The organism is Mesorhizobium sp. WSM3862 (assembly GCF_002294985.1).
Taxonomy (GTDB): Bacteria; Pseudomonadota; Alphaproteobacteria; order Rhizobiales; family Rhizobiaceae; genus Mesorhizobium.
This window is the reverse complement of record NZ_NSGE01000015.1, coordinates 45,916-59,517: the sequence shown is the minus strand read 5'-3', so window position 1 is coordinate 59,517 and position 13,602 is coordinate 45,916. Positions and strand designations below refer to the sequence as shown.

At 61.0% G+C, this 13,602-nt stretch carries 14 protein-coding genes and 3 tRNA genes; 4 read left to right on the top strand and 13 right to left on the bottom strand.

The genetic code is table 11. The features are described 5' to 3' along the window. Positions 1-508: 508 nt before the first annotated feature. From CK224_RS32410 to CK224_RS29070, 10 genes are all read right to left on the bottom strand, one after another. Positions 509-640, bottom strand: a complete 132-nt coding sequence (locus CK224_RS32410; RefSeq protein WP_280952292.1) for a hypothetical protein — start codon at positions 638-640, stop codon at positions 509-511. After that, positions 633-854: a DUF2158 domain-containing protein gene (locus CK224_RS29125; protein ID WP_176478050.1), complete on the bottom strand. Its 222-nt coding sequence runs from the start codon at positions 852-854 to the stop codon at positions 633-635. The genes CK224_RS32410 and CK224_RS29125 overlap by 8 nt, the downstream gene beginning before the upstream one ends. A 2-nt stretch (positions 855-856) precedes the next feature. Next, positions 857-1,069: a hypothetical protein gene (locus tag CK224_RS29120; RefSeq protein ID WP_095784172.1), complete on the bottom strand. Its 213-nt coding sequence runs from the start codon at positions 1,067-1,069 to the stop codon at positions 857-859. Positions 1,070-1,293: 224 nt separating this feature from the next. Next, positions 1,294-1,369 (bottom strand) — tRNA-Asn (locus CK224_RS29110). A gap of 4 nt (positions 1,370-1,373) precedes the next feature. Continuing rightward, positions 1,374-1,447 (bottom strand) — tRNA-Gly (locus CK224_RS29105). Positions 1,448-1,453: 6 nt separating this feature from the next. Beyond that, positions 1,454-1,530: transfer RNA gene (locus tag CK224_RS29100), tRNA-Ile, on the bottom strand. Between the two features lie 408 nt (positions 1,531-1,938). Next, complete coding sequence (locus CK224_RS29095; protein WP_141245893.1) at positions 1,939-2,943, bottom strand: hypothetical protein; 1,005 nt, start codon at positions 2,941-2,943, stop codon at positions 1,939-1,941. 653 nt (positions 2,944-3,596) lie between these two features. Further along, on the bottom strand, positions 3,597-5,861 hold the full coding sequence (locus CK224_RS29080; RefSeq protein WP_095784168.1) for a bifunctional DNA primase/polymerase: 2,265 nt from the start codon (positions 5,859-5,861) through the stop codon (positions 3,597-3,599). Positions 5,862-6,209: 348 nt separating this feature from the next. Then, the gene (locus CK224_RS29075; RefSeq protein WP_095784167.1) at positions 6,210-6,593 is read right to left on the bottom strand and encodes a hypothetical protein; all 384 of its coding nucleotides are present in this window, start codon (positions 6,591-6,593) and stop codon (positions 6,210-6,212) included. 1 nt (position 6,594) lies between these two features. Beyond that, positions 6,595-7,842: a site-specific integrase gene (locus CK224_RS29070; RefSeq protein WP_095784166.1), complete on the bottom strand. Its 1,248-nt coding sequence runs from the start codon at positions 7,840-7,842 to the stop codon at positions 6,595-6,597. Between the two features lie 293 nt (positions 7,843-8,135). Here CK224_RS29070 and CK224_RS29065 point away from each other — a divergent pair, with 293 nt between their 5' ends. Then, positions 8,136-8,471, top strand: coding sequence for a hypothetical protein (locus CK224_RS29065; RefSeq protein ID WP_095784165.1), 336 nt, complete (start codon positions 8,136-8,138; stop codon positions 8,469-8,471). Between the two features lie 295 nt (positions 8,472-8,766). Continuing rightward, complete coding sequence (locus tag CK224_RS29060; protein ID WP_095784164.1) at positions 8,767-9,033, top strand: hypothetical protein; 267 nt, start codon at positions 8,767-8,769, stop codon at positions 9,031-9,033. 36 nt (positions 9,034-9,069) lie between these two features. Here the strand turns inward: CK224_RS29060 and hdaA are convergent, their stop codons facing one another. The 3 genes from hdaA to CK224_RS29045 are packed head-to-tail and all read right to left on the bottom strand — an operon-like array spanning position 9,070 to position 11,516. Continuing rightward, positions 9,070-9,774 (bottom strand): DnaA regulatory inactivator HdaA, encoded by a 705-nt coding sequence (gene hdaA / locus CK224_RS29055; protein WP_066995872.1) that lies wholly within the window; start codon positions 9,772-9,774, stop codon positions 9,070-9,072. A gap of 1 nt (position 9,775) precedes the next feature. Then, positions 9,776-10,987 carry an AI-2E family transporter gene (locus tag CK224_RS29050; RefSeq protein ID WP_066995869.1) on the bottom strand — a complete coding sequence of 404 codons (1,212 nt, stop codon included), beginning with the start codon at positions 10,985-10,987 and terminating at the stop codon, positions 9,776-9,778. Continuing rightward, positions 10,929-11,516: a CDP-alcohol phosphatidyltransferase family protein gene (locus CK224_RS29045; protein ID WP_095784233.1), complete on the bottom strand. Its 588-nt coding sequence runs from the start codon at positions 11,514-11,516 to the stop codon at positions 10,929-10,931. Before CK224_RS29045 ends, CK224_RS29050 begins: the two co-directional genes overlap by 59 nt. A gap of 301 nt (positions 11,517-11,817) precedes the next feature. Between CK224_RS29045 and purM the strand changes: the two genes are divergently transcribed. Next, the gene (purM, locus tag CK224_RS29040) at positions 11,818-12,897 is read left to right on the top strand and encodes a phosphoribosylformylglycinamidine cyclo-ligase (RefSeq protein WP_066995866.1); all 1,080 of its coding nucleotides are present in this window, start codon (positions 11,818-11,820) and stop codon (positions 12,895-12,897) included. Continuing rightward, positions 12,894-13,601: a phosphoribosylglycinamide formyltransferase gene (purN, locus tag CK224_RS29035; protein WP_066995863.1), complete on the top strand. Its 708-nt coding sequence runs from the start codon at positions 12,894-12,896 to the stop codon at positions 13,599-13,601. The genes purM and purN overlap by 4 nt, the downstream gene beginning before the upstream one ends. The last annotated feature ends 1 nt before the right edge of the window (position 13,602 follow it).

Below are 13,602 nucleotides of genomic sequence, written 5' to 3'. Positions count from 1 at the left end.
GCGGGGGTCATATTTCGAATTGCAGACGTGTGCGCTGTGGGGGATGCGCCGGTAGCAGGGTCCGACGGCCGGAAGGGCATCGACACCCCTCCCCAACCCTCCATTATACCATCCGGCTGGGTGGCCGTCAACTACAATTCGCGAAATATTCTTGCGTTTTGCAATATCGGTCGATTTATTTGACCAGATGTACTTAGGCCTGCGAAGTATCGACAAGCATCGTGCAAGTCACAGAGGCCAGCCGTCTGGCCCGAACCGGATCACCGTCAACCCAAGGTCCTCGCGCTGGCCGCGCCTTGAATGGCACGGCTTGCAGGTTGAAACGAATGGACCGGCAAAGAACTTAACGACATCGCCCTTGTGACCGCCATCAGCGTGGTGCACCTCGGTAGCGGGCTCGACTATCTCCTGCTCAAGGCACCACTCGCACAGCGGCTGCTGTGCGAGCTTGAATTCACGAAGGCGTTTCCATCTGGCCGTGGAATAGAGCTTGCGGTATTCCGCAGCCTCAGGCGAGCGCCTGTCCGGCTTGGTGGCGCCGTGCGTCATAGGCATTGAGGTGATACCAGATCCATGCTCGCATTACCCATTCGTCGAACCACTGCCGAACCTTGTCGAGCAAGCGGGTGATGCTATTCATCAGGGTCAACCCAGTGGACGAGCGCTTCCTCCGGTAAGTCCTGCACCGACAGGCTAGAGCCATCGAACCAGGCAACCTCAACCGCACCGCAGTCGCATGCATTGAGCACGGTAAGCGGCGGACCACCACTGATGAGTGTGACGATGTCGCCTACTTCGAAGGCATCGGTCTCAGGAGTGGGCGTGCCGTTGAACCAAGGGCTGAATGCGTTCATGGTCATTCTCCTCCGTTGACCTCTGTAGCATCGCTAAGACCGACTTCCAGAACGGTCAGGCAGCGCGTATCCCAGACGTACCGAGTGTTGGACTTGCCCGGTTCGACGTGAACCGTGTCAGCCTCAACCCACTCACCGCCGGTCAAGTCGTAGTTGATTACGCGAGCTCGATAGCTGGCGTCTTCTGGCACTGTAACCACAACTGCAGTTGTCATGTATTCTCCTCTCCTAGAATTGGTCAGGGTGCGGAGTTCCGCCCTCCGGCATCCGGCTTCCAAGGCCGGTACTCTTCTGCACGAGCTTCACCCTGTAAGGGTGGGTCGCGGTCGATCCTTGGACATCGTTGCTTCCTCTGTGAGTTGGCGAAGGTGGCTGGATTCGAACCAACGATCGCGGTTTTGGAGACCGCTGCTTTTGCCCTGGCTAAGCTACACCGACGTGGCTGGAGAGGCAGGATTCGAACCTGCGGTAGCGCGGTTAACAGCCGCGTGCCTTACCTGCTTGGCGACACTCCAAAAATGGAGTGGATAGGGAATATCGAAATCCCGCACATAGGGTGGAAGCCTACTGCTCTGCCTCTGAGCTATATCCGCGTTGTTTGGTTGCGCTGGTCAGATTTGAACCGACGTTCTCTTGGTTATGAGCCAAGCGAGATAGGCCGCTTCTCTACATCGCTAAATGATGATGGGTAAGTACGGAGGACGAATCCTTAATCCGCTCTTTCACCCATCCGCTACTCGGCGATCAACCCGAGTGCCCGGTTTATACCCGGATGATGAATTTGGTGCCTCGCTCAACCACTGCCAGGCGCTAGGCGACCAGCAATAGGAGCGAGGCAGAAACGCCACAACGCTGCGGGAGGAGGACGCGCTAGGTGGCGATGAGCGACAACAAAGTAGGCGCGGATGGCGCACCAAACCGCTATATGGCTGTTGTCGTATAGTTACGCCCGGTTCAGCGGTGGCGCCGCGATGCACAAGTCATCTGTTCCGCCACATAACCGAGCGTCCGCATTGCGGAAGGTGTGGGGATGTCAAAAACATCCCTTCATCCTTCCACACCATGGCAGTCGCGAATTGCGGCACTAGGCAGCAGATTTTTTGAGTGCGGCAAGCAAATTATCATTCGCTGCCTGCAGTTTACGGCGCCCTTGCCTTTCGCGCGTGCGCCTATGGCCACCATCGCCAAGCTCGGCCAGGCTGCCGGCCTCGAGCGCCTTGTCCAGCACAGTGGTCTCGGCCTCGGTCAGGTATGTCAGCGTTGCCTCCCAGACCTCGCGGTTGACGATGTGGCTGGACACATCCTCCCAAGCAATCGATCCGCTTTCGCCTTTCTTGCCCTTCTGCATGCCAAGGAAGCTTTCGGCTACTCGCTGGCTGCCGCATGGCAAGCCCTTCCGGTACCGCTTCACAGGCGGCAGCACTGGCGTGTTAGCGTAGGCCTCCGCAAGCATTGTGCGGGATTCCGCGGCCGAATACGAGCGCCCGTAGCGGCGCCCGGTTCCCTTCACGTACCGTGGCTCAATGGCGCCCAGCATTTGGGCAAAATACAGGTTCGATTGCTCAATGTAGGCTTTGCTGACGCCATTACCGCCGAGCATGCGCTCTTGCTGTTCCTCCGTGCGCAGCATGGCGCCAACGGGCATTTCTAAATCTTTGATGACCAACTTGCCGTCCAGCCCTTTTGCAAAACCTTTCTCGGTTTGCGTACCGTCGCTGAAGCGCAGCCTTCCGATGCGGACTACGACCCGATGCCGCTTTCCGTTATCGTCTGTAGCGAAACCGTACTCCACATCCCGAGCGACAGGATACAGTTCAAGGTCATGTTCGCCTTTTGCTTTGCTCACGTCAGCGACTGGAACTGGACGACAGTCGACTTCCGCGGACTCGCGCAAAATCTTTGAGATCGTTGGCCTGATCGCCAATCGCCTCTCCACGTGCGTGTTTGCGATTTCCTCTGGATTGGCGTTGTCGTTGGCGGGAACGATCGTCCAGTTCGTGCGGGCAGTCTCAACTGGTGCATCGATGTCGGCACGGTTGCGATAAGCCAGCATCGCAGAAAGCTGATCGGCCAAAGATCCTTTTTTCAATGTGTGCTCCCACAATCAAAAAGTTCGAGTGCCGCTCGGCCTTTGACATTGGCAGCCAAGCTGAACGTTCCATCACCGGCTGGCCGCCACGACAACATTTTCCGCTGTTCGAGGCTGCGCCGAGTGCGGTCAGCGAAAGCGGCCGACCAGTGATGTACAAAGCCTCGCCGGAGAAAGTCGGCCTGGTTTTCCGTGATCCGTAGTTGCGGGTGGCTCCATGTCTGGATCATGTCACCGCCCGACCTGGCGTTGGCTTTCTGTTCTTGCGCACCGTTTGGTCTGCATTTCTGTGTCCCCGAAATGGTGCGGTTCGTGCTGGGATTGGTGCGGCAAGGAATGCGCGCACTACATAAAAAGCGCCAGGCCGTGGTCGGTAAAGGGAACCTCGAAAAAAAATAGGCGCCGGCTCGCGGCGGCCGTGCTCGCGCTTGCGACGTTCTTGATGAGGTCCGAAATGCTAACCTCCTGAATGGGTCCTTCCTTTCCTTCGATGTTCCGCAGGGTCTCACTTTCTTCGTGAGCCACGTGCCGCCCACCTCTTCCTGAGTGACCTGTTCACTACCTACCTCCCCCTCCACCACACCACACCCTTCCCTATAAAGAGGGGAAGGGGTGGTGTGGGAGGTGGATAAATACTTGCGGTGGGGTGATTTTTATCCACCCACGCCCACGTGATGTGGTGAGGTGGTGGCTGCCGGGCGAATATACTTGATTTTTCGCTCGACGTGTTTGGGGTCCGGTCTGGTCTCGATGGATATAATTCCACTGCCCAGCCATGCGTCGAGGACCGCCTTCATCCGTTTCTTTTCTGCCGACATGACCTTTTCCCTGACGACATCGACGCCCATCGCCTCGGCCAGCACGTAGCCCGCCCATTCATCCGACTGTGCGCTTTCGCGATGATCCTGGTTGCCCAGCGTGACCAGGACGCGGTCCTTAATTTCCGCAGACACGGTCTCTGCGACTTCCTCGTCAGACGGCCAGTCCCACTTTGTAACGACGCCGGCATGGTCCTGCGGGCTAGTCAGCCCGACGCCGTTGCCGAGCGCCACGGATTCCAGCTTGCGCCAGTCTGCCCGGTGGTCCTGCTTGGTGAGATTGGCTTTGCCTTGAGTGATGTAGAAATAGCTGAAGCGGTCGTTTCGATCGATACCGGCCTTCGTGGCCTGCTCTGCCGTCATTCGGTTCAACACGCGCACCGATCGCGCTGCGCCGATCAGGGACACCGCACCTCGAGCGTCCTCTACCGTTGCCTCACGGTCCGACAATTTCTTCAGATGATGCACGATGTCGATGGCGCAGTTAGTCTCGTCGGCTATGTGTCCCCATAGCTTGGCCACCTTATCGATGGCCCCGTTGTCATTCTCATTGACGCTGTGAGTGGACACAAACGGGTCAACGATCATGACGTCAATCTTGTGCCGCTGTATCTGCTCAACGACAGCCTCGACGATGGGCACCTGTATCTTGACGCCTTTCTTATCGTCCACCGCGACTACAAGTTCCTGCTCGCGTCCCGTGTCCACGAACAGATAGCCGTTCATGTCGTCCGGACTGAGGTTGTAGTGCTTGGCTGCAGCCTGGATTCGGCGTTCGAGCTCGTCGCGTGGGTCCTCCGCATTGAACAGCCACACGCGCAGGCGATCGTCTGGCTTGGTGCCTGTCAGCATCTTGCTTGACGTCATGGATAGCGCCTCAACAATGCTATTGCTGGTTTTGCCAAGTCCGCCAGGCGCCACCGTCACGGACACGTACTTGCGCACGTAGTGCTTGCCGAATGCGAACTCGCGCCGCGGCAACGTGCGTGGATCTTTCCACATGTACGGCGTGATGGTGATGGGCGGTGCGTCTTCATCCTTATGGCGCGCCTCTGAAACGGCATCAGCAATCTTGTCTTGGACTTCCGTATCAGTGGTCGGCTCGACAATGGCGTCTATCTTGGTTGACTTGCTTCCCTTAGCCAGACCATTGGCGATCATCCGCTTGACGTCGACCAGCCGCGTATTGTCCTGCGCAAAACCCGGCTCCGGTATGTGCCGCGGTTGCCGTTCGCCAGCGTCCAGCCCGCGCCGAATCTTGGCAAGCGTCTCGCGCTCGCCGTCCTTCTGGGCAACGCCGCACGCCATGGCGGCATCATATAGCCGTCCTTCAGCCTCCGAGCGCGATACAGCGCCGGCGCCGACCAGTTGGCCCACGCTGAAGGCACTGGCGTTGAGCGCATAGCCTCGGCCACCTGGTGGCGTGGTGGCGAGGCCGCGTAGCTCGTCCTCAAGCGCACGCTCGACGTATGGCGTGTTGCCGCTCGACTGATAGTGATATTCAACCGGGTGATGGTGCTCGCGCTTCGGCGGTAGGACGAGCGAAAGGAGCCACTGCGGTGCGTCAACAATGTGCTCCGGTCCGTAGCCGTCGACCCATTCGTAGCCCCGACCATCACCGGCCACGCTGCCCGGTGCAATGACGTATCCGCCGGTTCCTCTGACGTCCACGCAGAGACCGAGGCCGCCACGGTTCCGAATGCCGTCAACGTATTTGAAGAATAGATGCGTACCGCCGCCCATGGTGGTCGCGCGAGCCGTGTCAGGTAAGGGCCCATGCCGAGCCTCCATCTCGTCCAACCACTCATGACCGTCACCAACGCCTGCTTTTTTGTCGAGATCCAGCACCCACACGCCAGTTGGCTTGCCGGTCGGTAGGCCGATCATTGCGTCCGGTGTGCGCCGCCACCATTCCCGTACGATGCGCTCGTTCTTGGTTGCGCCGCGTAGACCATTCGAAGTCAGCGGCGTCTTGGGTGCGAGGTAATCTCCGGTGTGATCATCCCACTCCTCCTTGCCGCGGCATGGGAAAACGGGAAAGCCTTTTGCTATGTAGAAAAGGGCACGGTCTAGCGTTGCGAGATTATCGCAGGCTGTCATTTTGCTACTCGCTTTTGTGCGGAATTACAGGGCTGCTGCTGGGCTTGTCTTAACGGAGCCACTTCTGTGAGGATAAGTTAGGCGGCGCGCGATGCCGTAGCGTTATCGTTAGCCACGCGATGATCGGCCGCCCACTTGTCTAAGTCATCAGTCGAGTAAACGACTGCATTTCCGAAGCGTATGAACGCAGGGCCGCCGCCGTAGCATCGCGCCTTGTCTAGAAACGATTTTGACAGCCCCAGATAGTCAGCTGCCTGTTTTACTCTAATCAGTGCCATATTCCCTCCTTTTGCTTGCCGGTGCACTGGGATATATGGGATTTCCGTATTTTTCTGTAGTTGCTTTAAATCAGCGCTCACGCATTTCATTAACGAGGGAGCGCGCCACATCCATCGCAGCCTCGTACTTCGCGATCGCAGCCTTGACCTTGCTCTCGTCACCCAATCGATACTTCACACTGAGGGCAGCCAGGCGGGCCTCATAACTCATGCCTGCAGACCGCAATTCGTCATTCTCTGCCCCGATTTCCGCCCAGCGATGCTTTGCTCCGAAGGGCTGGCGACCGCGGGGCGCGCTGCGCAAAAAGCTGGCAAGTTCCATCGTATCCGCGCCGGCCGAACCGCTTGCAATGACTGATTCCAACAGCTGTAGCGCCTCCAAGCGCAGACCCGCGTGGAGGAGGTCGCGAATCTGGTGCGCCTTCGCGTCAAACTTTTTGGGAAGGGGTGCCATTTCAGCTGGTCCCAAGTGCCGCCGAGATTTTCTCGCCAATCATATCCGCCGCACGCTTGGCGGCATCGTTGGCGACGTGCGCATATCGTTCTGTTGTCTTCTGGTTCTTGTGTCCAAGAAGGTTTCCGATAACCGGCAAGCCCAAACCACTCCCCGCGCCTACGCTGCCAAAAGTGTGCCTCAAGTCGTGAATGCGAATCCCGCTAAGCCCCGCACGCTTAAGGATAGCAGCCCAAGGCTTTTTCAAGTCGTGGCGCGGTGCCTCGTCATCCGTGCCGGCGACACGGCCAGCGATGACAATCTCTCCGATGCGGGGCAGTGAGCGAAGCAACTCCTGCGCCGCAGTCGGCAACATGACCGGCTTTTTCCCCGTCTTCGAATCCGGAAGGAAAAGCATCCCGCGATCAAGGTCGACCTCATTCCATCGGAGGTTCAAGATTTCTCGAAGCCGGCAACCCGTGAGCATCAACAGCCTGATTGCGCCTACAGCGTGTGGACCGTAAACAATGCGCCTGTTCGCTCGCTTGCGTGCATGCTTGGCGTTCGGCCTATCTTCGTCGACATCATAGGGCAGGCCTATCGTCTCTGCCTCGCGCATGGCGTCACCAAGGCGCTGCAACTCTTCGTTTGTCAAAAAGCGTTCGCGCCCATCCTCCTTGAACTTGCGAACGCCCTTCACCGGATTGTCCATTTTAGCCCAGTTAAACACCGCAGACGCCACGGCAAGCGCGCGGTTAGCTATGTACTTCCCTCCCGTCTTGCCAATCGCACGGTGCATTGCGCCGATATCATCAGCGGTGATCGTGTTCGCGCGCTTACTGCCGATGTGCGGCGTAAGATGCTTGTCGATAACGTATGTGTAATAGTCAGCCGTAGCGGACTTGCGGTGGGTCCTCATGTGATCCTCCACGTAAGTCGCGGCCAGTTGCGAAAAAACCTGTGTGGCGCGCTCCTCCGCCTTTGCCTTGGCGGGATCCGCACCTAATTCCACACCGGCTAAAATCTTCTTCGCAGCCTCGCGCGCCTTGTCCGCCTCGAGCTTATCAAGCCGTCCAATTTTGACGCGCTTCTTCGCGACTCCTCGTCCGCCTGCACCAGGTCGGTATTCAACGATCCAGGTAGCGACACCGGAAGGCATGAAGCGCAAACCGAAGCCTTTTAGATCTTCATCCCAATAAAAAACCGGTGCCGCGCTACCTGGCTTTTCGATAGCTTCGACGTTCCGCTTGGTCAGCTTCAAAATCGGCATCTCACCCCTCCGTGTAACCACAATGTAGCCACCGTGTACGGGTTTGCCAAAATAAAATCAACGGGCCTTCAGTCACACATCATTGGATAGAGTTGCATTTATCATGGTAGTTCAATGTCTTAAAACCAGCTGCGTGCAACCATATGCAACGCAATATGTAGCCACGCAACGCAGATGATATGATTTGGGATCAGGGGGTCGCGTGTTCGAATCACGCCACTCCGACCAGTTTTCCTGAACATCCTAGAGCCCGCGCTTCGGGAACCCTGTCGGCCTTCAGAAGTTCTGTTGCCATGGCCGACACTCCAAGGACCCCCACCATCGCCCGCATCTGGCGCGGCAGGACCTTGCCGGAAAAAGCGGACGACTATGAAACTTACAATTACGAGACCGGCATCAAGCCACTCATCGAAAAGGCACTCGGCGTCCAGACATTTCGCGAGGACACGGCGACCCATTCCGAGTTCGTGACGATCTCCTATTGGGAGAGCATCGAGGCAATGGCGCGCTTCACCGGCGGCGGGCCGACCCAGGTCCACCACCTCGACCGCGACGCGGAATTCCTGATCGAGCTGCCGAAGAGCGTGCAAGTGCTGCGCTTGCTCACCAGCCATGGCAAGACGGGCTGAAGGTGTCCAGCATCGAGCAACAGGCCTTGATCTCTGAAGGGAGCCGTCGGCGTGGAACCGAGTAAACCCGCCGGGCGAGTCCCCAACAACCTCGAGCCCGGCGAGCCTACAACCCGATCTGCAATGTGACCGGGACCGGGATCAACCGGCGTCTTCCACGCTGCAAGATGGATGCCAGGGAAGTGGCTCGAAATGGGACAGCCACGATCGTCCCGCAACTCCGGACGGAAAACCGCTACGCGCTTTTCCCGGAGTTGCTCTAAACTCCGGGCAAACGGGGCAAGGGGGACTCTGGATGCCTATTCTCGAGGCGCTGCTGTCGCTGATCGGCCCGGCCTATTTGGCCTATTATGGCTTCGCGGTTCCGGTGGCGGTCGCCTGGGCAATCCTGTGCGCTGCTCTGTGGGTTTGGAACAACCGGCCGAGCAAGAGGCAGAATGGCAGCGTCGCCCGGTCGCGGATCGGCAGCCTTGTGTTCTTCGTCTTTGTCGCCGCATGCTACGTGGCAGCGCATACGGGAGTCTATCTGCTGGCTCGGCATCTGGCGGGATTATGGGCGTAGAGAGCGCACAATCCCGGAGCAGCCTTCCTCGACATCCTAAATATCGAACTCGCCCTGGCCCTCGTCCATGGCGCTGACGGTCTCGGCGGCGAGCGCTCGGGTGATCGGGGTCTTGCGCTCGAGAGCGGCGCGGTCGAGGCGCTCCACGACCCGCATGGCAGTCGCCAGCGAGCGTTCGATGCGCCGCACCAGATATTGCACGACATGCGGCTCGACCTCGACCTGGCGGTCGGCGAAGAGCTTGGTGATAACGCCGGCGAGCAGCAGGTCGTCCGGCTCGTGGATCTCGATGGTCGCCGCCGCTTTCAGCCGCGAGATGAGGTCCGGCAGCGCGACGCGCCAGGCCGAGGGAAAGCGCCGCGCCGTCAGAAGCAGCGTGGAGCCGGCGCCGCGCACGGTGTTGATCAGGTGGAACAGGCCTTGCTCGTCGATCGGGAGCTTGTCGATGTCGTCGATCAGCGCGGGGCTCGCGCCTAGCCCGCCAATGTGCTCGCCGATGTGATCGGGAGCGATGGCGACAGCGTGCGCATGCGCTTGCCAGATCTGGGCGAGATGCGTCTTGCCGGACCCGGGAGGGCCGGCGAGCACCACCACCGGCGCGGGCCAGTCCGGCCAGCGGTCGACCAGTGCTGCGGCCTGCGCGTTGGCCCCGGAGACGACGAGCTCGTCGCGCGAGTAGCCGGTACCGTGGCCGAGATCGAGCGGCAGCTGGCGCGGTGGACCGGTTCGTTCGCCAGCCATTTCAGCCACGCGGCGGTGAGCGGTGGCCGCCGCCGCGATCCGCCGGCAAAGGAGGTGCGGGCTCGGTGGCATGGCCGTTGTAGAGCGGCGATTCGAGGTAGCGGGCAATCGCAAAGCGCACCAGCACGGCAATGGCCGCCGAAGCCGGCACCGCAATCAGCAGGCCGACGAAGCCGAACAGCGCACCGAAGGCAAAGAGCGCGAACATCAGCCAAACCGGATGCAGTCCGACGCTTTTGCCGACCAGCCTCGGCTGCAGGATATTGCCCTCGATGAACTGGCCGACGAAGAACACGCAGGCCACCGCCACGATCATCGTCCAATCCGGCCAGAACTGGACGAAGGCGACGCCGACCGCCAGCACCAGCCCAGTCAGCGAGCCGACATAGGGGATGAAGGAGATCAGCCCGGCGAAGAAGCCGATGAGGATGGCGAAGTTCAGCCCCGTCAGCGTCAGGCCGGTGGCGTACATGGCGCCCAGCACAAGGCAGAGCGTGCCCTGCCCGCGCACGAAGCCGGCGGTGGCGGTGTTGATCTCGCGGGCAAGCGCCCTGACCGTCTCGACGTAGTCGCGCGGAACCCAGCTGTCGACCACGGCCACCATGCGGTCCCAGTCGAGCAGCATGTAGAAGGCCACGACCGGGGTGACGACGAAGAGGCTGACCACCGAAACCAGCGCCACGCCCGAGCTCCAGATCGAGGTGAAGACGGTGGTGAGCAGCCCGAAACCGGTGGTGAGCAGCGAGTTCAGTCCGTCGCGCAGGCTGGCCGCGTTGACGCCAAAACGCTGCTCCAGCCACTTCGGGTCGAAGCTGGTGATGAGCGACTGCAGGCGGGTGAGATATTCCGGCAGCTTGCGCGCGAAATCGGCCATCTGCGTGGCCAGCACAGGCACCAGGATAACGAAGGCGAGCACCACGACGACGACGAAGGCAATGAGGATCACCACCGTCGCCATCAGCCGGGAGAGGCCGAGCCGCTGCAGCCGATCGGCCACCGGATCGAGGAAATAAGCGAGTACCATGCCGGCGACGAAGGGCAAGAGGATGCCGGAGAAGACATAGAGGAACAGCGCCAGAAGCACGGCGACGATCAGCCAGAACGCGATCTGCCGGCGCAACGCGGTCGAGGCCGCGGCCGTCCAGGCTTCGCCGTCAGGTGTCCGTGCTGGAATTGCCCGACTTGGTGTTGCTCGTCCGGGAGCCTTCGCCATAGCCACTCATATGCCTTAGCCAGGCCACGAGATAGGCCGCGGCCGAAGCCACGGTCAAGACCCCGGAGAGCAATATGAGCGCCGGCCGGAGCGGATAGAGATGCATGGAAAAGGCAAGCTCGCCCAGCACAAGCGCCGCCAGCGCGATCTGCACGGCGGTGTTCACCTTGGAGACCAAGAGCGGCTTCATCTCGACCGGCTGCGCCATCACGCTGGACAAAAGCACGGCGCAGACGATCAGCGCGTCGCGCGAGACCATGGTCACGACAAGCCAGAGCGGCAGTTCCCTGGCATAACCCATGACGACGAAGACCGAGACCAGGAGAAGCTTGTCGGCGACCGGATCGAGATAAGCGCCGAGCCGCGAGAACAACCGGTAGCGGCGAGCGATGAAACCGTCGATGCCGTCGGAGATGCCGGCGACGAGGAAGCCGGCAAAGGCCCAGTCCCAGCGCGCCTGCAGCATGGCCAACACCACGGCCGGCACCAGCAGCAGCCGCATGATCGTGATCATGTTGGGTATGGTCACGTGATGTCCCGTCATGGGTTTTGTTGGAAGATAGTTGATGGAGATGAGAGGTGCGCGCAAGGGAGGAGTTGCTGATCTCCCCTCTCGAGGGGGAAGATGGCCGGCAGGCCAGTCGCCTCACGCGTCGATCGCCGACCTCCATTTCTGGCGCACAAGGCGCTGGAGCTCCACGCGAGGCGACCCCCCTCTGTCGCCTCCGGCGACATCTCCCCCCTCAAGGGGGGAGATTGGCTCTCACGCGCCTTGCCCCCCGAAACCATTCATGCGATGAGCCCGCAATGGAAACAGGGATGAGCCGAAGATGAGCAACGGCGACAAGGCCAAGCGCAAGAACGGGCTCACCTATGCCGAGGCGGGCGTCGATATCGATGCCGGCAATCTCATGGTCGAGAAGATCAAGCCGCTCGTGCGCGCGACGCGCCGGCCGGGTGCCGACGGCGAGATCGGCGGCTTCGGCGGCCTGTTCGATTTGAAAGCCGCCGGCTTCACCGATCCGGTGCTGGTCGCGGCCAATGACGGGGTCGGCACCAAGCTCAAGATCGCCATCGATTCCAGCAAGCACGACACCATCGGCATCGACCTCGTCGCCATGTGCGTCAACGATATCGTCGTGCAGGGCGCCGAGCCGCTGTTCTTCCTCGACTATTTCGCTACCGGCAAGCTCGATCCGGACCAGGGCGCGTCCATCGTCGGCGGCATCGCGCAAGGCTGCCGGCAGGCCGGCTGCGCGCTGATCGGCGGCGAGACCGCCGAGATGCCCGGCATGTATCACGACAAGGATTACGACCTTGCCGGCTTTGCCGTGGGCGCGGCCGAGCGCGGCCAGTTGCTGCCCACCGACGACATCGTCGAGGGCGACGTGCTGCTTGGCCTCGCGTCCTCCGGCCTCCACTCCAACGGCTTTTCGCTGGTGCGCCGCATCGTCGACGCCAGCGGGCTCGGCTGGAGCGATCCGGCGCCGTTCAACGATGAGCTCAGCCTCGCCGAGGCGCTGCTCGAGCCGACGCGCATCTATGTGAAGTCGATCCTGAAGGCGATCCGCAACACGCATGGCATCAAGGCGCTGGCTCATATCACCGGCGGCGGTTTTCCGGAAAACATTCCGCGCGTGCTGCCCAAGGATTTCTCCGCCGAGCTCGACCTCGAAGCGATCGACGTACCGCCTGTATTCTCGTGGCTCGCCAGGACCGGCGGCGTGGCGCCGCAAGAGATGATGCGCACCTTCAACTGCGGCATCGGCATGATCCTCGCCGTTGCTTCCGGCCAGGCGGCGCAGGTGGCAGCGGTGCTGCAGGAAGCCGGCGAGACGGTGACGCCGATCGGTCGCATCGTGCCGCGCCGCGACGCCGGCGTCATCTACCGGGGCTCGATCGAACTATGAGCAGGAAACGCACGGTCGTCCTGATCTCGGGTCGCGGCTCCAACATGACGGCGCTGATCGCGGCAGCCAGCGACCCGACCTATCCGACCGAGATCGTCGGCGTCATCTCGGATCGTGCGAACGCCGCGGGCCTCGGCCTCGCGCAGTCGCGCGGCATCGCCACCAAGGTGATTCAGCGCGCCGACCATCCGAGCAAGGACGCACATGACGCTGCGATCGATGCCGCGCTTACCGGCTTCGGCGCCGAGATCGTGGCTCTGGCCGGCTATATGCGCATCCTCGGCCGCGGCCTGGTCGAAAAATGGCAGGGGCGCATGGTCAACATCCACCCTGCCCTTCTGCCTGCCTTCAAGGGGCTGGACACGCATGCGCGGGCCATCCGCGCGGGCGTGCGCATCCATGGCTGCTCCGTGCATTTCGTCACGCCCGAGATGGATGACGGGCCGATCATCGCCCAGGCCGCCGTGCCGGTGATGGTCGGCGACAACGAGGACACTTTAGCCGCGCGGGTGCTGAAGGTGGAGCACCGGCTCTATCCGCTGGCGCTGGGGCTGGTCGCCGAAGGCAAGGCGCGCATGGAAAAGGGCCACACCGTGCTTGCCCATTTCGCCGACGACGCCGACAACGCCACTTCAGTGGTGATGGCGCCCGACCCGCTGCGCGAGGAAACCGACCTCGAACAGCTGGCGCGCATCACGCCGTAGG